Here is an 18724-nt window from a genome sequence, read left to right as displayed (position 1 = left end):
TTCCAGGAGGTCCCATCATGGGCAAGACCGGCCGCAAGCGTCGCGCGCGTCGCAAGAAGGGCGCCAACCACGGAAAGCGCCCCAACGCGTAGTTCGTGAAGCACTGAACAGAGCAGAACCCCCGTCGATCACGACGGGGGTTCTTGCATGCGGTGCCTACGAGTTGCGGGTCTCGGTGATCTGCACCTGGACGGTGCGGATCGAGACCAGCACCTTGTCGCGCAGCGGCTGGGGTGCCACCTCGGTGCAGGAGCGCGAGACGAGCTGCTTGACGACGCGCTCGAGGTCGAACTCGCCCAGGCAGTCGGTGCACTCGTCGATGTGCTGCTGGATCTCCTCGCAGCTGGCGGTGTCGATCTCCTGATCGATGAACAGGTAGAGGTTCTGCAGGGCCTTCTCGCAGTCGGGTCCGTCGCACGCGCCCATCAGGCGTCACCCCCGGCGACGGCCATGCCACGGTCGCGGGCGTAGTCGGACAGCTGCTCGCGCAGCATCCGACGGCCTCGGTGCAGCCGCGACATCACGGTGCCGATGGGCGTGTCCATGATCTCGGCGATCTCCTTGTACGGAAATCCCTCGACGTCGGCGAGGTAGACCGCGTAGCGGAAGTCCTCGGGCAGCGCCTGCAGCGCGTCCTTGACGTCGCTGTCGGGCAGGTGCTCCAACGCCTGCATCTCGGCCGACTTCAGTCCGGACGAGGAGTGCGACTCGGCCGCCGCGATCTGCCAGTCCTCGATCTCGTCGGTGATCTGCTGCGGCTGGCGCTGCTTCTTGCGGTAGGAGTTGATGTAGGTGTTGGTGAGGATGCGGTACAGCCACGCCTTGAGATTGGTGCCGGGCTTGAATTGGTGGAAGGCGCTGAACGCCTTGGCGTAGGTCTCCTGCACCAGGTCCTCGGCGTCCTGCGGGCTACGGGTCATGCGCAGTCCGGCCGAGTAGAGCTGGTCGATGAACGGGAGTGCGTCGGCCTCGAAGCGAGCGTGACGCTCCTCGAGCGTCTCGTCGTCGATGCTGACGGCGGCCTCGGGCTCGTCGACGGCCCTCGTGGTGGTGTCGCGTGCGTCGGTCATCGAGATCCAGCGTACTCCCGGCTCCGCGGCTGGCACGGTGGGTCGTTCCATGCAGGCAGATCGTGCAGACATGTGGCCTCCTCGTCACTGGTCAACAGTGCATCGAGGGGGCCTATTCCGGCTGGCCCGACGTGTCCGACGCCAGGGGCGCCACCAGCTCGGGTCCGTTGTTGCGCACGTTGTTGACCGCGGTGGACACCGCGTACGCGTCGAGCAGACCGGGGGCGGCCGGCGTGAGAAGGTCGAGCAGCTCGTCGGTCGGGCGCGGCGCGGGATCGAGCCACGCATCCCACCGATCGGGCTCGACGAACAACGGCATGCGGTCGTGGATGTGCCCCAGGGAGTCCTCGGCACTGGTGGTGATGATCGTGTAGCTGACCACCCAGGTGTCGGTCACCGGGTCCTTCCAGAACTCGTGCAGGCCGGCCATCGCCAGCACGGCACCATCCTTGGGCCGGATGAAGAACGGTTGCTTGCGCGGCTTGCCGCCCACCGGGGTGTCGTCCGACGTGTACCACTCGTAGTACCCGTCGGCGGGCACGAGCGTGCGGCGCTTCGCGAACGCCCGGCGGAACGAGGGCTTCTCGGCCAGGGTCTCGGCGCGGGCATTGATCATGCGGTTGCCGATGGACAGGTCCTTGGCCCAGCTGGGCACCAGACCCCACCGGGCCTGCATCAGCTCACGGCTGGGCGGATCGGTGTCAGCCGCACCGTCGACGCGGCGGCCCACGACGATCGGCGCCTGCTTGGTGGGCGCCACGTTGAAGTCGGCCTCGAGATCCCCGTCCAGGCTCACCAGGTCCGTGGCGAAGGCCTGCGTGAGGTCGTCGGAGGTCTGGGAAGTCGCGTACCGGCCGCACATGGCACCAGCGTGCCACGGTTCAGCAGGCGAGGACGGCCAGCACGGCGAGCACCGCGTCGGTGTCCGCCGGGAGCTCCTCGACCCACAGCCGCGGGGGCGCGTCATCGCCGCCGGGCGCGGGGGCGGGGAGGTCGCGCCGCAGCAACGTGGCGGCCGTGTGGATCGTCAGCGGATCGGCGGCCGCCCGCTCGGCGAGCACGGCGAACCGCCGTGGGGTCAGCTGAGCGATCGTCTCGTCACCGGTGAACACCTGCCGCAGCAGCTCGGCGACCTCCAGGGCACGAAGTGAGCCCTCCAGCTCATGCCCCTGCGGCGCGACCCCGAGCTCGATGACGACGAGCACGTGCCCATCGCTTCCCCGGTGGCCGTCACGCTCCGCACGTCGGTAGATGTCGAACAGGCGGCTGTGCAGGTGCGGAATCCCGGCCAGGGTCGTGATCGGGTTCTCGCACGACATGTCGACACGGTGCAGGGCTGCACGATCGACCCAGGCCTCGACGAGCGCGCGCACGACGCCGAACGACGGCTCGGCATCCTGCTCGACATGGCTCCGCTCCACCCGATCGAGCAGGTCACGCAGGGGAACTCCGTGGTCGGCAGCGCTCGCTCCGACCTCGCGAGCCACGTCGGTCAGGTCGCTCGAACGCGTGCGCATGGCGGCGTCGAACAGCGCGAAGCTCAGTCCGAAGCGATGCATGCGTGGTCTCCAGCCGTCTCAGGTGCCGCGGTGCCGTGATGCGTATGAGACCTGGCCGGCGCCAGAACGTGACGCAGAACCAGGTGCCGATGATTTTCGGGCCATTTCTGACCGTTCACGTGACAGGACCAAGGTGTAGGGTCTAAAGTCCTTATCGTTATTGCATGCGGTATGTGAATTGAGGGATTCACCGCCATGCCGCCGGACCCACATCACGACTCGCTGAGGGAGGCGCACCGTGACCACGTCGACACCGGAACACGGCGTCGCCGACGACCACGCACTCACGGTCGAGCGCAGCGACGCCGAGCTCATCTCCGCCGTCCGCGGCGGCGACCTCGCCGCATACGGAACGTTGTTCGAGCGCCACGCCCAGGCAGCCCACCGGCTCGCTCGCCAGCTCGTGCGCAGCACCGACTCCGACGACCTCGTCGCGGAGTCGTTCACCCGCGTGCTGGCGACCCTCCAGAACGGCAAGGGCCCCGACGAGTCCTTCCGCGCCTACCTCCTGACCGCCATGCGTCGCCTGCACGTCGACCGCGTCAGGGCCGCCCAGCGAGTGCGGGTCACCGACGACGAGTCCGAGCTGGATCGCCACGTGGAGTGGGTCGACCCCGCCGAGATGCGCTTCGAGCAGACGGCGGCAGCACAGGCGTTCGCCGCACTCCCCGAGCGCTGGCAGATGGTCCTGTGGCACCTGGACGTCGAGGGCCAGAAGCCCGGAGAGATCGCTCCGCTGCTGGGCATGAGCGCCAACAGCGTCTCCGCCCTGGCCTATCGGGCGCGCGAAGGTCTCCGCCAGGCCTACCTGCAAGGACACCTGTCGGAGGCGCAGGACGCCGAGTGCCGTGCCACCACGTCGCGGCTCGGCTCGCACGTCCGGGGCGGACTCTCGGCCCGCGAGAGCGCCAAGGTCCAGGCCCACCTCGACACCTGCGTCAGCTGCATGGGCCTGTCCATGGAGCTGGACGAGGTCAACCAGAACCTGTCTGGCGTGATCGGCTTCGCCCTGCTCGGTGCCGCAGCGCCCGGCTACCTCACCGTCGGATCGGGCCTGCTGGCCACTGTGGGCAGCGCGTTCGCCGCGCTCAAGGCCGCGATCCTGGGCGGTGCCGAGGCGGCGCTGGCGCCGGTCAAGTCGGCCGGAACGATGGCGCTCGCCTCGGGCCCGCAGGGTGCCGTCGTGGCAGCCGTCAGTGTCGCCGCGGTCGCCACCGGTGCTGTGGCCGCCACGGGCGGATTCTCCGCATCGCCCGAGCAGGTCCCGGCCGCCGTCGCGCTGGCGCCGGCCACGGCCCCACCCCCACTGCCCGACGCCGCTCCCCCGACGGTCATCACGCCGGCGCCGACCGAGCCGACACCCGAACCGGCCCCGACCACGACGACGAGTCCGCTCGTCGACAGCCCCGTCGCGCAGACCGTCCGGGCCCAGCCGCGACCGCAACCCCAGCCCACAGCCCCCACGTCGTCGGCGCCGGCGATCCTGCCCACCGACTTCGGTGTCAGCCGCATCGACGTCACCAACACCTCGACCCAGCTGCAGCGATCGATCGCGGCCACCATCTTCGCCGCCAACCCCGGCGTCGCCCAGGCGCAGACGGTGAGCGTCACGTTCGCCTTCACCCACGCCGTCGAGTTCCGCGGTGGAGTCACGCCCGGGTGGACCTGTGGCTCGGTGACCGTGGGTCAGCCGGTCACCGCTGTGGTCTGCCAGCGCACGCTGCCGGCCGGCCAGGGCGGCTCGGTCGCGATCAGCGTGGCGGGCACCACGCCGCACGGCACGGCCACCGTCTCGTCGCCCGGCGATCCCACGAGCTCCAACGATCGGCGCAGCTTCGTCGCCCCGGTGTGGTCCGCGCCCTGATCGGTTTCACCCTCCACCCACCCGGCTTGCCCTCGACGGCTGGTCAGGTATGAATGGAGCATGACTCTTCTGCGCGTGGTGGCCCGTCCGATGCTGGCGTCGTTGTTCGTCGTGGCCGGAGCCTCGGCGATCAAGAGCCCGGGGCTGCGCGCAGCCAAGGCACAGCCGGCGGCCGACCTGGTCAAGAAGCTCGCACCCGACACCCCCGTCGACGCCACCACGCTGGTGCGCCTCAACGGCGCCGTGCACGTGGGCGCCGGCCTCGCGCTCGCCACCGGCCGCATGCCGCGCACGTCAGCAGCCGTCCTCGCAGCGACGATGCCGCCCACCACCGCCACCGGCCACCGCTTCTGGGAGGAGACCGATCCCGCAGCGCGCACCAACCAGCGGATCCACTTCCTCAAGAACCTCGCCATCACCGGCGGACTGCTGATGGCCACGCTCGACCCCGACCCGCACAAGAAGTTCATCGGTCGACGCGCCAAGGACAAGGTCGTCGAGGCGGGCGAGACGGTGCAGTCGGCGCTCCAGCGCTGATCTAGACTGCAGGGGATGTCCGAACCCCTGCCGTGGCCCGCTCCGCACCGCGTGACGCCCTACGACGGGGCCGTCGTGGTTCCGGGGTCGAAGTCGCTGACCAATCGCGCCCTCGTCCTCGCTGCCCTCGCGGACTCGCCCTCGACCATCGCGCGACCCCTCGAGTCGCGCGACACCCTGCTGATGGTCTCCGCACTCACGTCGCTCGGCGCCTCCGTCCAGCCGGCGGAGGCCGAGGACGGCACGGTGACGTGGGACGTGACACCCCGCACCCGCGATGACTCCCCCGAGGTCACGATCGACTGCGGACTCGCCGGCACCGTCATGCGCTTCGCGCCCGCGGTGGCCGCGCTCGGCACCGGACGGGTCACCTTCGACGGCGACCAGCAGGCGCGTCAGCGTCCGATGGGCGCCACGATCGAGGCCCTGCGCAACCTCGGCGTGACCGTCGAGGACCAGGGCCGAGGGGCACTGCCGTTCACCGTCGTCGGCACCGGCTCGGTCGCCGGCGGGCCCCTGCAGATCGACGCCTCGGCCAGCAGCCAGTTCGTCTCGGCGCTCCTGCTCGCCGCTCCCGGCTTCGACCTGGGCCTCGACCTGGAGCACGTCGGCGACCGCCTTCCCTCGCAGCCCCACATCGACATGACGGTGGCCGAGCTGCGGCGTCGCGGCGTGCAGGTCGACACCAGCTCGCCCGACCGCTGGTCGGTGCAGCCGGGACCGATCGACGGCGTCGACGTCGGCATCGAGCCCGACCTGTCCAACGCCGGCCCGTTCATCGCAGCGGCGCTGGTCACCCACGGCACCGCGCGCATCCGGCACTGGCCGACGTCCACGGACCAGCCCGGGAACGAGTGGGCGCACATCGCGGCGGCGTTCGGCGGGGCGGCGGTGCGCGACGGCGACGATCTCGTCTTCACAGGACCACCGACACCCTCCGGGGTGGACCTGGACCTGCACGACGTCGGCGAGCTCACCCCGGTGGTCGCGGCCATCGCCGCACTCGCGGACGGTCCCTCCACCCTCACCGGCATCGCCCACCTGCGCGGCCACGAGACCGACCGGCTCGCGGCGCTCGCGACCGAGATCAATGCGCTCGGCGGGCACGTCACCGAGCTCGACGACGGCCTGCGGATCGAGCCCCGGCCGCTGCACGGCGGAGTGTTCGGCACCTACCACGACCACCGCATGGCGCACGCGGGAGCGGTTCTCGGGTTGCGGGTGGAGGACCTGCGCGTCGAGAACATCGAGACCACCGCCAAGACGTATCCCGACTTCGCGCCCGAGTGGGAACGCGCCATGGTCGCGCCCGGAGCGGTCACCGAGCCGTGAGCCGCCTCGACGACGAGCACGCCGCCTTCGAGCGGCCACGTCGACGCACGCAGCCGCGCACCAAGGTGCGTCCCGACTACAGCGATGCGGCCATCGCCCACGTCGTGACGATCGATCGCGGGCGCTACACGGTGGTGCTCGACGACACGCAGGAGACCCTGACGGCCGTGAAGTCGCGCGGGCTCGGTCGAAAGGGCGTCGTCGTGGGCGACATCGCCCGCGTGGTCGGCGACACGAGCGGGGACGAGGGCACCCTCGCGCGCATCGTCGAGGTCCAGGAACGGTCCACCGTGCTGCGCCGCTCCGCCGATGACGACGACCCGATCGAACGCATCATCGTGGCCAACGCCGACCAGCTGATGGTGGTGGCCGCCCTGGCTGACCCACCGCCACGCCCCGGGCTGATCGACCGCTGCCTGGTCGCCGCGTTCGACGCCGGCATGACGCCGCTGGTCTGCCTGACCAAGGCCGATCTCGCGTCACCCGACGAGATCCTGCAGCAGCTCGCGCCGCTGGACGTACGCGTCCTGGTCACGCAGCGCGGCGGCGACACCCACGAGGTGCGCGAGGCCCTCGCCGGCCATGTGACGGTGCTGGTCGGGCACAGCGGCGTGGGCAAGTCGACCCTCGTCAACGCGCTCGTGCCCGACGCCGACCGGGTCACCAGCCACGTCAACGCCGTGACCGGCCGCGGCCGACACACCTCCACGTCGGCCATCAGCCTGTCGCTGCCCACGCTCCCGTCCGGCGAGAGGAGCCGGATCATCGACACCCCGGGCATTCGCTCGTTCGGGCTCAACCACGTCGAGCCCGACCACGTCATCCGCGCCTTCCCCGACCTCGGCGAGATCGCTCTGGACTGCCCGCGCGGCTGCCCCCACACGACCGACGAGCCGGAGTGCGCGCTCGATGTCGCCGTGTCCGACGGACGGCTGCCGGCCGAGCGGGTCGTCGGATTCCGCCGGATGCTGTCCAGCCGCGACCAGCGCGACTGAACCCGCCTCCACCCCACGTCGGCGGGGTCCCGGATCCGTGCGATGGCGGGCCGTATCCTGACGGCATGTCAGCCCATTCGTACAACGACGACCTGCGCCTCGCGCACGTCCTGGCCGACAACGCCGACAGCCTCTCGATGGACCGGTTCGGCGCCCTCGACCTCCAGATCGACACCAAGCCGGACATGACGTACGTGACCGAGTCGGACCAGGCGGTCGAGGCCACCATCCGGCGCAACCTGAAGTCCGCCCGCACCCGTGACCAGGTGCTCGGTGAGGAGCAGGGGCAGGAGCAGCGCGGCAGCGCGGACGACGGCGAGGGCGGCCGCCGCTGGATCGTCGATCCCATCGACGGCACCTCCAACTTCGTGCGCGGCGTCCCGGTGTGGGCCACCCTCATCGCGCTCGAGGAGGACGGCGAGATCGTCGCCGGGTGCGTCTCGGCGCCGGCGCTCGGCCGCCGCTGGTGGGCCTCCAAGGGCGCTGGCGCCTTCACCGGCAAGTCGCTGATGAAGTCGCGCCGCATCTCGGTCTCGAAGGTGTCGCGCCTGGAATCGGCCTCGTTGTCGTACGCCTCGCTCGGCGGCTGGGCGGCGATCGGCAAGACCGACGCGTTCGCCGCGCTGCTGCGACGGTGCTGGCGCACGCGCGCCTACGGCGACTTCTGGTCCTACATGCTCCTGGCCGAGGGTGCGGTCGACATCGCGGCCGAGCCCGAGCTCAAGGTTTGGGACATGGCGGCGCTCGACATCGTCGTGCGGGAGGCCGGCGGGCGGTTCACCAGCCTCGCCGGCGAGCCTGGGCCGTGGGGCGAGAACGCGCTGGCCACCAACGGGCTGCTGCACGACGAGGCCATGGCCTACGTCGGCCACTTCCCCGACGGGGCGGCCTCGATCGAGGGCTGGGACGACGAGCCGGAGCCCGGTCCGCGCGACCCCGCTGACAACGTGCGGCCGTTCGCCTTCGACCGGCACCCGTCCGAGGACCTGTCCTGACGCTGTGACGCGGGTTACAGTTCCTGCACATCGTCCGTCGATCCCGATCGTCGCAAGGAGCTGTGCACATGAAGGTTCAAGACGTCCTGACGTCCAAGGGCAGCAGCGAGGTGTTCACCGTCGCGCCCGACGCGACCGTCTCCGAGCTGCTCGACCTGCTGGCCGACCTCAACGTCGGAGCGCTGATCGTCAGTCACGACGGGTCGACCCTCGACGGCATCGTGAGTGAGCGTGACATCGTCCGCAAGCTGCGCGGCACCACCAACGCCCGCGAGACACCGGTGGCCGACATCATGACCACCGACGTGCGGGTCTGCGCACCCGAGGACTCCTTCGCCGAGCTGATGGGCCTGATGACCGAGCACCGCGTCCGGCACGTGCCGGTCCTCGAGGGAGATCGCGTGGTCGGGGTGGTCAGCATCGGCGACGCGGTGAAGACCCGCATGGACCAGCTGGAGTTCGAGCGCGACCAGCTGAACAGCTACGTCGCCGGGGGCTGAGTCGAGCGACTTGCGTTCGATAGGTTATCGATATATCGTTTAGGTATCGATAACTGATCGGTCGAGCCCAATCGCTCCCGATCCCGAACTCAGGAGAACCCATGAGAAACCCCCACATGAGTCATCAGCACCACGACCGCGACGATCGACGCCGCGGGCGAGGACGCCCCGGCGCCGGACCGTTCGGCGCGGACATGTTCGGACCCGACTTCGGGTTCGACCTCGGACCCGGCCGCGGCCGTCCTCGCGGGCGTCGCCGCGGCGGTCGAGGCGGCGACGTCCGTGCCGCCGCCCTGCTGCTGCTCGACGAGCAGCCCCGTCACGGCTACGACCTCATCCAGGAGATCGGCGAGCGGTCCGGCGGCAGCTGGACCCCGAGCCCCGGCTCCATCTACCCCGTGCTGCAACAGCTCGAGGACGAGGGCCTGATCACCTTCGAGCGCGTCGACGGTCGCAAGACCGCCTCCCTCACCGAGGCCGGCACCGCCTACGTCGAGGAGCACCGCGAGGAGCTCGGCACACCCTGGGAGCAGGCCGACGGCCAGCACCCCACCGACGGTCATCGCGCACTCGTCGCCAGCTTCAAGGGCTTCGTCCAGGCCTGGAAGCAGGTCCTCCAGACCGGTACGCCGGCCCAGCAGGAGGCCGCGACCGCGGCCCTGGACGACGCCCGCAAGACGATGTACCGCATCCTTGCTGGTGATGAAGCCTGACCGGAAGCACCCGATCCCCGAGCGCGAGCTGGGCTGGAAGTTCAGCCGCAGCTCGGGCCCGGGAGGTCAGCACGTCAACACCAGCGACACCCGCGTCGAGCTGACCTGGTCGCTCACCGACACCACCGCGCTCACCCCCGAGCAGAAGGCCCTCGCCGCCACGCGGCTGCGCGGTCGCCTGGTCGACGGGGCGATCACGGTGGTGTCGTCGCAGTACCGGTCGCAGCACCGCAACCGCGAGGCCGCCAAGGCGCGCCTCGAGCAGCTGGTCGCCGGTGCGATCGTGCCGCCCAAGAAGCGTCGGGCGACGCGGCCCACGCGGGGTTCGGTCGAGAGGCGGTTGGACGCCAAGAAGCGCAAGTCCCAGACCAAGCAGGGCCGCCGCGGCGACTGGGGTTGAGCGAGGGGCTTGATTGACGGGCGCGGCGCGGGGTACGAACACCTCATGACGATCGCGCCTCCTGAACCCGACGAGCTCGAGCCCGAAGAGGGTCCGGACATCCCCGACCTTCCCGACCCGGCCTTCCCCGAGGTCCTCCCCGGCGGCGACCCCGGCCCCGGCGAGATCCCCGAGCCGGAGACCGAACCCAGCCCCGACGGGCCGTAGTCGCGGCGGGTCGACCCAGCGCCCCAGCGCCAGGTGACCCCGGCGCGCAAGTCCGCCGACTCCTAGGACACCTGGCGGCTCACACCATGAAGCCGGGAGCATTGATGGGTGTCGAGAATCCGTTGCTGTCGCCACTCACGAGGGCTGGGCAACACGCTGTTCTCGCTCTTGGCGATACGCAGTCCACTCTCCTGCGATCCGTTCACGGTTGACCCACGACACGATGAGCCACACCACCCAGAACATTCCTGCGATGACGCCAATGACCACGCTTCGCCAGATCGGGTATCTGCTCAACAGCAGGCTGCGCCGAAAGCTCGTGATTGCGACCGCGAGAAAGAGCGCGTACTTCAGCACGGCGAAGATCACATCGCCAGCACCATTGAACGACGGGAACTCCACAGCGGGAAGACTACCGGCGCTCGACCCGCGATCGACCTCAATTGACTGTCACAAAGACCTCGAAGAACTCTTGGCCGGGCCCGCACGCTCCGAATGCACCCGACGACGGCATCCCCGGATGGCGAAGCCGCGTTTGCTCTCGCCAAGCCCGCAAACACTCAATACACCTAGTAGAACGGGCGCGCGTCTTCGCGCTTTGTAGGGGGACTAAGTCGGTGGACTGACTGCCTTCCGGTACTGTCCGGGATGGGGATGGCCGTCGCGAGTCCGCTCTGCCACCCGGTTGGGAAGCTCAGGACGACGAGCTGGCGGTCGCCGGATCGCCTTGAGCAGAAAGAAGTGACGGCCATCCGTCGTCCCCTTTGGTGGAGCAACCAACCAGCGAAGCCGTGCCGCCCTTCTGACGATTGGTGATCGAGAAGCTCGGCGGGAGCGATCGTTCGCCAGAAAAGCCTTGCAAACTCCCAGTACGCCTTGTTCGCCGAACTATCAGCGGCTCGCCACTAGGATCGCCGTATGAACCGACAGCAATTGTCGACATTGCTGGGTCGTGCCGGGTTCTTCCTCGCACTCGCCATTGGGGCGGCTGTCATCCTCGCGTTCGTGGTGTGGTCGCTCATCTGGATCTAACGGCGCCGAGGAACTCGGCAAGCCCGCCTGTATTGCCCTGGTGACGACATCTTCACCGCCCGGCACGACCGGTTGTGGACATCTGTGGTCGACAAAGGTGGAGTGTCACAGGGGTGTTCTAGGTTGGAAACATGCAGCAATCGCAGGCAGAAACCGAGATCCGGCTGGTCGCCGCGACTCGTGCTGCCGCGGTCGCCGAGCACGCCGCCTGGGCCGCTGTCCTCGACCACAACGAAGCCCTCGAGGCCGAGTACTCCCACACCAGTGAGCACTTCTTGCGCCAAGCACAACTGCGATCGATCGCCCTGGACATCGGATACACCCTGAACCTCTCCGAGGGCCAGGTCCACCGCATCCTGACCGCCGCCGAACGCCTCCGCGACCACACCCCCACCGTCTGGGCCGCGTTCGCCGACGGCGTCCTCGACGGACGGCGCGCCCAGCTGATCAGCGACACCATCGGACGCCTGCAACGACCCGAGTCCATCACCCGCCTCGACCACCGGGTCGTCGCCTACGCAGCCGACCACACCAGCATCGAGCTCAAGACCTGGCTCAAGAAGTTCGTCGCCCGGGTCGAGGCCGACCTGGCCAACGAGCGGACCGAGACCCAACGGGCCGAACGGCGGGTCGTGGTCGAGCACGTCGACGACGGCATGGCCTGGCTGTCGGCCTACCTGCCATCACACATGGCCGCTGCGATCGACAAGAGGCTCGACCGCGAAGCCCGAGCCTTCGAGCACGACGAACGGACCATCGCCCAGAGGCGGGCCGACCTGCTCGCCTCCTGGACCACCACCACCGACACCGGCCAACCCGCCATCGGCGCCGACATCGCCGTCGTGGTCCCCGCCACCACGTTGGTCGGACTCACCGACGAACCAGCGGTCGCAGCGGACGGGACGTTCATCGTCCCCGCACACTGGATCACCGACGACACCGCGAACCCGTTCTGGCACAAGCTGCTCACCGACGCCGCCGGCAACACCCTCGAACACCACTACGCCGGCCGCTTCGCACCCGACACCCTCCGCAAGGCCATCACCTTCCGCGACGGCACCTGCCAAGCACCCACCTGCACCACACCAGCCGACCGGTGCGAGTACGACCACCGACAACCCTGGCCCCACGGACCCACCGACGGGGCGAACCTCTGGCCACTCTGCAGCCGGCACCACCAGATGAAGTCACACGACGTCATCACCTGGACCCTGCCCAGCGGCCGCACCGCCCCCGCCGAACCCGCCCAGCACGCCGCCTGACGCGACGGTTCAGACGAACTCGACGCCCTGGGCCAGCGGCAGCTCGGTGGAGTAGTTCACCGTGTTGGTCGCGCGCCGCATGTAGCTGCGCCACGCGTCCGAGCCGGACTCGCGGCCTCCCCCGGTGTCCTTCTCGCCACCGAACGCACCACCGATCTCGGCACCCGACGGCCCGATGTTGACGTTGGCGATCCCGCAGTCCGATCCCACGGCCGACACGAAGGTCTCGGCCTCCCGGACGTCCAGGGTGAAGATCGACGACGACAGGCCCTGCGTGACCTCGTTGTGCAGCACCATCGCCTCAGACAGGTCGCTGTACGTCAGCACGTACAGCAGGGGCGCGAACGTCTCGGCCTTGACGATGTCGGTCTGCGCGGGCATGTCGACGATCGCCGGCCGGGCGTAGAACCCGCCACCGTCCACCTCGGCACGTCCCCCGCCGGTGACCAACGTGCCGCCATCGGCCTGCGCCTGGGCGATCGCGGCGCCGAACGCATCCAGCGCCGGCTCGTCGATCAGGGGTCCGACCAGCGTCGACGGATCCAACGGCGAGCCGATCGGCAGCGTCTCGTAGGCCGTCTTCAGCCGGGCCACCAGGTCGTCCTTGATCAACTCGTGGCAGATGATGCGGCGCAACGAGGTGCACCGCTGGCCGGCCGTGCCCACCGCGGAGAACACGATGCCGCGCACGGCGAGATCCAGATCAGCCGAAGGTGCGACCACCGCCGCGTTGTTGCCACCGAGCTCCAGCAGCGTGCGCCCGAGGCGAGCGGCCACGCGCGGCGCGACCTCCTTACCCATCCGGGTGGACCCGGTGGCCGACACCAGCGGCACGCGCGGATCGTCGACCATGACCTCGCCGACCGTCCGGTCACCGACGATCACCGACGACAGGCCCTCGGGCGCACCCGCGCGACGGGCAGCCTCGACGGCCAGCGCCTGGCAGGCCAGGGCGGTGAGCACGGTCTTCTCCGACGGCTTCCACACCACGGCATCGCCGCACACGAACGCGAGCGCCGCGTTCCACGACCACACGGCCACCGGGAAGTTGAACGCCGAGATGACACCGATGACGCCCAGCGGGTGCCACTGCTCCATCATCCGGTGGCCGGGACGCTCCGTGGCGATCGTCAGACCGGTCAGCTGGCGCGACAGTCCCACGGCGAGATCGCAGATGTCGATCATCTCCTGGACCTCGCCCAGACCCTCGGACACGATCTTGCCGGCCTCGATCGACACCAGGGCACCGAGATCGTCCTTGTGCTCGCGCAGCAGCTCGCCCAGCTCGCGCGCCATGCGGCCGCGGATCGGCGCCGGAACCGTGCGCCACTGCTCGAACGCGGCCTGAGCGCGGCCGATCTGCTCGGTGACCTGCTCCGGCGTGTGGGACCGCAGCGTCCCGATGACGCCGCCGTCGATGGGCGAGCGACAGGTCAGGTCGCCGGAGTCCTCGAACGGGTCCCCGGCACCCAGGGTCGCCAGGATCTCGCGTGCTCGTGTGCTCGTGGTGCTCATGCTCACACCCTTCCCAGGGTCTCGAAACGGGCGCCGGCCGTGGTGGCGAACAGGTCGGCCAGCGCGATGTCCTCCTGCTTGATGAAACCGCTCTGCGGCAACCGCCCGTCGGACACCAGCTCGACGACGGACACGATCGACGCGGCCGTCGTCCACGAGATGGCGCGCCACGTGCGGCCGGCGATCTCGATGGGGCGGTAGCCGCGCACGTAGTTCTCGCGGAACGGCTGGCCGTCCTTGACGCCCTCGACCGCGGCGTGCAGGTAGACGATGTCGTCGTTGACCGGCGGCTTGGCGTCGACCACGAGTCGACCGACCAGCTCGCGCTCCTCGCGCAGGTTCAGCTCGTCGAACAGGAAGTGCATCTGCCGGAAGTGACCGGGGTAGCGCAGCGTCTTGTAGTCCAGACGCGTGGCACGCCCCTCGTAGGTCTGGCACATCGTGCCGAGCCCGCCCGACGTGAGCGCGGCCTCCAGCTCGATGCCTCCGATGAAGACCCGCTCCTTCTCGGTCATCGCCGGCACCATCTGTCGGTGGCCGGACCGCAGCACCTCGCAGTCGTTGAGGTACTCGTTGACGACGCCCTCGGCCGACCAGTTGACGGCGTAGCCGAGCAGGCCCGTGGGGTTCTGCGGCAGGGCGCCGACCTTGAGCTCGATGGAACGGATCTGGTCGAAGCCTGCAGCGATCGAGGCGCCGATGATGCCGATCAGTCCCGGCGCGAGGCCGCACTGCGGGGCGAACACGACGTCGCTGCTCTGCTCGGACAGCTCGATGACCCGGTTGGTGGTGGGGACGTCCTCGGTGAGGTCGAAGTAGTGGGTGCCGGAAGCGTGCGCAGCCTCGGCCACGTCGATGTTCAGGTGGTACGGCAGGCACGACACCACGGCGTCGAAGCCGCGCAACGCCTCGCGCAGCGCCTCGGCGTCGGTGACGTCGACGGCCTTGGTCTCGAATCCGACGTTCCGGGGGGCAGCGTCGTGACCGACGACCTTGAACCCTGACTCCTGCAGCAGCACGGCGACCAGCTCGCCGACCTTGCCGAGACCGAAGACGGCCACCTGATGGATGATGCGAGACACGACAGACCTCCTGGGAACCGGCGCGGATCGCGCGCCGACGGATGCGGTGGCGCCGGGGGTGACCGGCGTCACGCTCACCCTAGTGGGATCTCCGGGCTGTTCCGAGCAGGGTCGTTCCGGCCCGCACGATGTCGTCGACCGACAGCAGGACGTGGTGTGCGGCCGGGCCGAGCGGGATGTAGGAGTCACGACTGGCCACCCGGCCCAGGGTGCCCGGGTGGGCGTGGTCGACCAGCGTCGCGACGACGGCCTCGGCCACCCCGCCGCTGCGCCGCGTCTCGTCGACGACCAGCACGTGGGAGAAGCGCCCCGCGTGGTCCACCAGCGCGTCGACGGGCAGCGGTGAGAGCCAGCGCAGGTCCAGCACCGTGCAGGCGATTCCGGCGCGTTCGAGCTCGAGCGCCGCGAGGCGGCTCATGCGCACGCCATTGCCGAACGTGACCAGCAGCAGGTCCGTGCCGTCACCGTGGATGGACACCGTGCCCAGCGGATCACGATCCGGGTCGGTGCGACCGCAGGTGACCCAGGCGCCGTCGCCCGGCTCGAGGTCGCGCTCGTGGTAGAGCGCGATGGGCTCCAGGAACACGCACACGCGGCCCTCCTCCGCCGCCAGGGCCACGCAGGTGCGCAAGAGCTCGGGAGCCTCGTCGGGGTGGCCCGGAACGGCGAGGACCAGACCCGGGATGTCGCGCAGCACCGCGACCGAGTTGTCGTTGTGGAAGTGCCCGCCGAACCCCTTCTGGTACGCCAGACCGGCGATCCGCACCACCATGCCGTTGCCGAGCTGGCCGGCGGAGAAGAACCGCAGGGACGCCGCCTCGCCGCGCAGCTGGTCCTCGGCATTGTGCAGGTACGCGAGGTACTGGATCTCGGGGATCGGCAGCAGACCGGCCAGCGAGGCGCCCAGCGCGGTGCCGAGGATCGTCTGCTCGTCGAGCAAGGAGTCGAACACGCGGGCCGCGCCGAACGACTTGCGCAACCCACGGGTGACGCCGTAGACCCCGCCCTTGACGGCCACGTCCTCGCCGAACAGCACGCTGTGCGGCCGACGGGTCATGATGTCGGCCAGCGTGGCGTTGATCGCGCCTGCCAGCGTCAGCCCCGGCTCCGTGGCCGTCTGGTCGGCGAGAGCGAGCCGCACCGCGCGAGAGTGTCGGTCGGTCAGGGGCGCCATGACGGCCCCGGCGTCCGCCAGCCGTTCCGTTCCGCGCGTTCGAGCGGCCTGGTCCATCACGTGGGTCCGCATCGCCTCGTACTGCTGCAGCACCTCGTCCGGGCTGACCTGCCCCTCGGCGACCAGCGTGGCAGCCGTGGCGAGCAGCGGATCACGGTCGTGATCGGCCGCGATGGCGGCCGGGGTGCGGTAGCCGAGCTCGGCGTCCGACCCCGCGTGGCCCATGAAGCGCACCGTGCGCAGGTGGACGATCGCCGGTCGCCGCGACGTGCGGACCCGGTGGGCGACCCGATCCATCGTCACCGTCGCCTCGGCCGGGGCCGTGCCGTCCGCCGCGTGGTACGAGATGCCGGGGTACCGCGACAGCACGTCGGCGATCCATCCCCGAGGTGTCGGGGTGCTGATGCCCAGTCCGTTGTCCTCGCACACCAGCAGCAGGGGGATCGGCAGGCCCTGTCGAGCGATGTACGAGGCGGCGTTGAGGGCGCCGACGGTGGTGGAGTGGTTGGCCGACGCGTCGCCGAAGCTCGCCACCACCACCGCGTCGGACGGCCAGGGCGCGTCGGCACCGAGCTGGTGCGCGCGCGGCAGCGAGAAGGCCAGACCCATGGCACGCGGAAGGTGCGAGCCGATCGTCGACGTCTGCGGGATCACGGACAGGTCCGGGTGGCCGAACACCTTGTGCCGGCCGCCCGAGATCGGGTCGAGCACCGACGCCGACAGGCTGTGGAGCACGTCGGAGATCGGGGTGGACCCGGGGACCTGCTGCGCCCGCGCCGCGTAGAAGCCGCCCGAGCGGTAGTGCAGCAGCGCCGGGTCGGTCGGCCGCAGCGCCGAGGCGACGATGGCGTTGCTCTCGTGGCCGGCCGAGCCGATCGTGTAGAAGCCCTCGCCCTCGGCGAACAGCCAGCGGGCGGCGAAGTCCAGGTGCCTGCTCTGCAGCTGCGCCTCGAACAGCGCCATCAGCCGCCCTGGAGCCACCTGCCCACCCATGGCGTCGGCGCGCCGTGACGCGCCTTCGGGAGCCGTGCGCCACCGATCGACCTCCGCCAGGAAGTGGTCGTCGATCGCCTGCCGCATGGGGACACTGTGCCACCTCGGTCTAGGATCTATTCGAGATGTCGACGCTCCCACGTCGGCGCCCCCACCCGCGAGGAGCCCTCCGTGCGGTTCACCAGGATCAGCAAGGTCGTGGCGACGTCCGTCATCGTCACGGTCGCCGCCGCCACCGTCATCACCTTCACCTCCGGCGATCAGCAGATCGAGGCCGGAAACGTCGTCACCACACCGGGCCTCGACGAACCGGCTCCGACCGTCTCCTCGCCCGAGACGTCCTCCCCGACTCGGACACCGACTCCGGATCGTTCGTCCCCGACGGCCGACGCACCCACGCGTGACAGCTCATCTCCGGAGCCGGTCTCGGCACCGACGACGACGCCCCGCGCGCCGGCCACCGGCTCGTCGCCGAAGCCGCCGACCAGCCCGCCACCGTCGCCCAGGCCGACCGAGGGCACCACGTCGGCGCCCAGCCCGTCACCGAGCGGACCGTCCGATCCCCTCACCGGCCTGCTCGACCTGCTGTTCTGACCGACCTCCGCACGGACGGGCGTCAGAGTCCGCAGTGCAGCGAGAAGAACGCGAACAGGGCTGACCGGCGCTCGGCACCGATCGGCAGGTAGTACGAGGAGTTCTCGGGCAGTCCGGGAGCACGGACCTGCACCGGGATGAGCGTGCCGACCTTGTCCTCCCCCAGCGCGTGCGGATCGCACCGCGCGGGGATCAGCTTCATCACCAGCCGGGTCGGACCACCGGTCAACGGCAGGTCGACGGCGTCGTCGGAACCGGCGGCCTGCGCGAACAGGACGGTCGAGTCGAATCCCACCAGCGTCACGTCGTCGCGCCGACCGGTCGGGGTGACCGTGATCGGCAGGCTGAGGACCGCGTCGCGGCCGGTTCCGCTGACACTCGTGTCGCCGAGCCTGAGGTCGGCGGCCTCCTCCAGGGTCTGCTGCGCACAGTCACGGTCGAGCAGCAGGCCGGCAGCACCGTAGACGTCGTCAGGACGCACCGTCGACTCGTAGCGCTGACCACCCGTCGTGTAGTCGAGCGTGACGCGCGCATCGATCCCCTCGCCGCACTCGCCGCGCGGCATCTCGAACTCGAGATCGGCCTCGTAGGGGGCGGTGACGACCTCCGGCCCGGTCCAGGTGAAGGGCGAGAACCGTGGCGAGGTCAGCCGGAACGAGGTGACCGTGATGTCGCGGGACGTCCCGTTGTGCACGCGCAGGAAGACGACACGGCTCTTGCGCTCCGTGCGGCTCTGGTCGATCGTGACCGTCACCCCGTCGGGCAGCGGTCGGGACTCGACCGCGGCCCCGCAGGCCGCAAGCGTCGACACCGCGAGGGCGACGACGAGTGCGGCGCGCAGGGACATCTGCCCATGATGCGACGGAGGACGCCGCCGCGTGGCCATTTCCGGCTCACAGG

General features: G+C 70.0%; 21 protein-coding genes. 12 read left to right on the top strand and 9 right to left on the bottom strand.

Annotation, left to right across the window (positions count from 1 at the left end):
- The first annotated feature begins 17 nt into the window (after window positions 1–17).
- Window positions 18–92, top strand: coding sequence for a 50S ribosomal protein bL37 (locus AC0L5F_RS15285; RefSeq protein ID WP_369797015.1), 75 nt, complete (start codon window positions 18–20; stop codon window positions 90–92).
- Between the two features lie 64 nt (window positions 93–156).
- Here the strand turns inward: AC0L5F_RS15285 and rsrA are convergent, their stop codons facing one another.
- The 4 genes from rsrA to AC0L5F_RS15265 all read right to left on the bottom strand — a co-directional run bounded on the left by rsrA (window position 157) and on the right by AC0L5F_RS15265 (window position 2629).
- Complete coding sequence (gene rsrA / locus AC0L5F_RS15280; RefSeq protein ID WP_473314280.1) at window positions 157–426, bottom strand: mycothiol system anti-sigma-R factor; 270 nt, start codon at window positions 424–426, stop codon at window positions 157–159.
- Window positions 426–1070, bottom strand: a complete 645-nt coding sequence (locus AC0L5F_RS15275; protein WP_473314279.1) for a sigma-70 family RNA polymerase sigma factor — start codon at window positions 1068–1070, stop codon at window positions 426–428. Before AC0L5F_RS15275 ends, rsrA begins: the two co-directional genes overlap by 1 nt.
- A gap of 112 nt (window positions 1071–1182) precedes the next feature.
- Entirely contained in the window at window positions 1183–1932 is a 750-nt protein-coding gene (locus AC0L5F_RS15270) for an SOS response-associated peptidase (RefSeq protein WP_473314278.1), read from the bottom strand.
- Between the two features lie 19 nt (window positions 1933–1951).
- Window positions 1952–2629, bottom strand: a complete 678-nt coding sequence (locus tag AC0L5F_RS15265) for a hypothetical protein (RefSeq protein WP_473314277.1) — start codon at window positions 2627–2629, stop codon at window positions 1952–1954.
- 238 nt (window positions 2630–2867) lie between these two features.
- Here AC0L5F_RS15265 and AC0L5F_RS15260 point away from each other — a divergent pair, with 238 nt between their 5' ends.
- From AC0L5F_RS15260 to AC0L5F_RS15220, 9 genes are all read left to right on the top strand, one after another.
- On the top strand, window positions 2868–4493 hold the full coding sequence (locus tag AC0L5F_RS15260) for a sigma-70 family RNA polymerase sigma factor (RefSeq protein ID WP_473314276.1): 1626 nt from the start codon (window positions 2868–2870) through the stop codon (window positions 4491–4493).
- 60 nt (window positions 4494–4553) lie between these two features.
- The gene (locus AC0L5F_RS15255) at window positions 4554–5030 is read left to right on the top strand and encodes a DoxX family protein (RefSeq protein ID WP_473314275.1); all 477 of its coding nucleotides are present in this window, start codon (window positions 4554–4556) and stop codon (window positions 5028–5030) included.
- A gap of 15 nt (window positions 5031–5045) precedes the next feature.
- Entirely contained in the window at window positions 5046–6362 is a 1317-nt protein-coding gene (gene aroA, locus AC0L5F_RS15250; protein ID WP_473314274.1) for a 3-phosphoshikimate 1-carboxyvinyltransferase, read from the top strand.
- Window positions 6359–7357, top strand: a complete 999-nt coding sequence (gene rsgA, locus AC0L5F_RS15245) for a ribosome small subunit-dependent GTPase A (RefSeq protein ID WP_473314273.1) — start codon at window positions 6359–6361, stop codon at window positions 7355–7357. The genes aroA and rsgA overlap by 4 nt, the downstream gene beginning before the upstream one ends.
- 65 nt (window positions 7358–7422) lie before the next feature.
- A complete protein-coding gene (locus AC0L5F_RS15240; RefSeq protein ID WP_473314272.1) occupies window positions 7423–8352 on the top strand; it encodes an inositol monophosphatase family protein in 930 nt (309 codons plus the stop codon).
- Between the two features lie 68 nt (window positions 8353–8420).
- Window positions 8421–8852 carry a CBS domain-containing protein gene (locus tag AC0L5F_RS15235; RefSeq protein ID WP_473314271.1) on the top strand — a complete coding sequence of 144 codons (432 nt, stop codon included), beginning with the start codon at window positions 8421–8423 and terminating at the stop codon, window positions 8850–8852.
- A 116-nt stretch (window positions 8853–8968) separates the two neighbouring features.
- Window positions 8969–9565, top strand: coding sequence for a PadR family transcriptional regulator (locus tag AC0L5F_RS15230; protein WP_473314270.1), 597 nt, complete (start codon window positions 8969–8971; stop codon window positions 9563–9565).
- Complete coding sequence (gene arfB / locus AC0L5F_RS15225; RefSeq protein ID WP_473314269.1) at window positions 9555–9965, top strand: alternative ribosome rescue aminoacyl-tRNA hydrolase ArfB; 411 nt, start codon at window positions 9555–9557, stop codon at window positions 9963–9965. Before AC0L5F_RS15230 ends, arfB begins: the two co-directional genes overlap by 11 nt.
- 45 nt (window positions 9966–10010) lie before the next feature.
- Window positions 10011–10172, top strand: coding sequence for a hypothetical protein (locus tag AC0L5F_RS15220; RefSeq protein WP_473314268.1), 162 nt, complete (start codon window positions 10011–10013; stop codon window positions 10170–10172).
- 135 nt (window positions 10173–10307) lie between these two features.
- Here the strand turns inward: AC0L5F_RS15220 and AC0L5F_RS15215 are convergent, their stop codons facing one another.
- Entirely contained in the window at window positions 10308–10574 is a 267-nt protein-coding gene (locus AC0L5F_RS15215; protein WP_473314267.1) for a hypothetical protein, read from the bottom strand.
- Between the two features lie 761 nt (window positions 10575–11335).
- On the opposite strand from AC0L5F_RS15215, the gene AC0L5F_RS15210 reads away from it, so the two are divergent.
- Entirely contained in the window at window positions 11336–12466 is a 1131-nt protein-coding gene (locus tag AC0L5F_RS15210) for an HNH endonuclease signature motif containing protein (RefSeq protein WP_473314266.1), read from the top strand.
- Window positions 12467–12475: 9 nt separating this feature from the next.
- Here AC0L5F_RS15210 and amaB read toward each other — a convergent pair whose 3' ends face one another.
- The 3 genes from amaB to AC0L5F_RS15195 form a co-directional block, all read right to left on the bottom strand.
- Window positions 12476–13981, bottom strand: coding sequence for an L-piperidine-6-carboxylate dehydrogenase (gene amaB / locus AC0L5F_RS15205; RefSeq protein WP_473314265.1), 1506 nt, complete (start codon window positions 13979–13981; stop codon window positions 12476–12478).
- A 2-nt stretch (window positions 13982–13983) separates the two neighbouring features.
- Entirely contained in the window at window positions 13984–15063 is a 1080-nt protein-coding gene (locus tag AC0L5F_RS15200; protein ID WP_473314264.1) for a saccharopine dehydrogenase family protein, read from the bottom strand.
- A 79-nt stretch (window positions 15064–15142) separates the two neighbouring features.
- Window positions 15143–17317, bottom strand: a complete 2175-nt coding sequence (locus AC0L5F_RS15195) for a thiamine pyrophosphate-dependent enzyme (protein ID WP_473314263.1) — start codon at window positions 17315–17317, stop codon at window positions 15143–15145.
- An 84-nt stretch (window positions 17318–17401) separates the two neighbouring features.
- On the opposite strand from AC0L5F_RS15195, the gene AC0L5F_RS15190 reads away from it, so the two are divergent.
- The gene (locus tag AC0L5F_RS15190; RefSeq protein WP_473314261.1) at window positions 17402–17824 is read left to right on the top strand and encodes a hypothetical protein; all 423 of its coding nucleotides are present in this window, start codon (window positions 17402–17404) and stop codon (window positions 17822–17824) included.
- 22 nt (window positions 17825–17846) lie between these two features.
- Here the strand turns inward: AC0L5F_RS15190 and AC0L5F_RS15185 are convergent, their stop codons facing one another.
- Window positions 17847–18671 (bottom strand): hypothetical protein, encoded by an 825-nt coding sequence (locus tag AC0L5F_RS15185; RefSeq protein ID WP_473314260.1) that lies wholly within the window; start codon window positions 18669–18671, stop codon window positions 17847–17849.
- Window positions 18672–18724: the final 53 nt, after the last annotated feature.

This window comes from Aeromicrobium sp. 10G20-16 (genome assembly GCF_055809665.1).
Note: the sequence above shows the minus strand (reverse complement) of the source record. Positions and strands in the feature narration are given on the sequence as shown.

What these genes read in the sequence shown, in the direction of transcription:
- rsrA (WP_473314280.1), bottom strand. Translation starts at nt 426, where the DNA reads ATGGGCGCGTGCGACGGACCCGACTGCGAGAAGGCCCTGCAGAACCTC.
- AC0L5F_RS15185 (WP_473314260.1), bottom strand. Translation starts at nt 18,671, where the DNA reads ATGTCCCTGCGCGCCGCACTCGTCGTCGCCCTCGCGGTGTCGACGCTT.
- aroA (WP_473314274.1), top strand. Translation starts at nt 5,046, where the DNA reads ATGTCCGAACCCCTGCCGTGGCCCGCTCCGCACCGCGTGACGCCCTAC.
- AC0L5F_RS15255 (WP_473314275.1), top strand. Translation starts at nt 4,554, where the DNA reads ATGACTCTTCTGCGCGTGGTGGCCCGTCCGATGCTGGCGTCGTTGTTC.
- AC0L5F_RS15270 (WP_473314278.1), bottom strand. Translation starts at nt 1,932, where the DNA reads ATGTGCGGCCGGTACGCGACTTCCCAGACCTCCGACGACCTCACGCAG.
- AC0L5F_RS15230 (WP_473314270.1), top strand. Translation starts at nt 8,969, where the DNA reads ATGAGTCATCAGCACCACGACCGCGACGATCGACGCCGCGGGCGAGGA.
- AC0L5F_RS15275 (WP_473314279.1), bottom strand. Translation starts at nt 1,070, where the DNA reads ATGACCGACGCACGCGACACCACCACGAGGGCCGTCGACGAGCCCGAG.
- arfB (WP_473314269.1), top strand. Translation starts at nt 9,555, where the DNA reads ATGAAGCCTGACCGGAAGCACCCGATCCCCGAGCGCGAGCTGGGCTGG.
- AC0L5F_RS15265 (WP_473314277.1), bottom strand. Translation starts at nt 2,629, where the DNA reads ATGCATCGCTTCGGACTGAGCTTCGCGCTGTTCGACGCCGCCATGCGC.
- AC0L5F_RS15220 (WP_473314268.1), top strand. Translation starts at nt 10,011, where the DNA reads ATGACGATCGCGCCTCCTGAACCCGACGAGCTCGAGCCCGAAGAGGGT.
- AC0L5F_RS15210 (WP_473314266.1), top strand. Translation starts at nt 11,336, where the DNA reads ATGCAGCAATCGCAGGCAGAAACCGAGATCCGGCTGGTCGCCGCGACT.
- AC0L5F_RS15240 (WP_473314272.1), top strand. Translation starts at nt 7,423, where the DNA reads ATGTCAGCCCATTCGTACAACGACGACCTGCGCCTCGCGCACGTCCTG.
- amaB (WP_473314265.1), bottom strand. Translation starts at nt 13,981, where the DNA reads ATGAGCACCACGAGCACACGAGCACGCGAGATCCTGGCGACCCTGGGT.
- AC0L5F_RS15195 (WP_473314263.1), bottom strand. Translation starts at nt 17,317, where the DNA reads ATGCGGCAGGCGATCGACGACCACTTCCTGGCGGAGGTCGATCGGTGG.
- AC0L5F_RS15235 (WP_473314271.1), top strand. Translation starts at nt 8,421, where the DNA reads ATGAAGGTTCAAGACGTCCTGACGTCCAAGGGCAGCAGCGAGGTGTTC.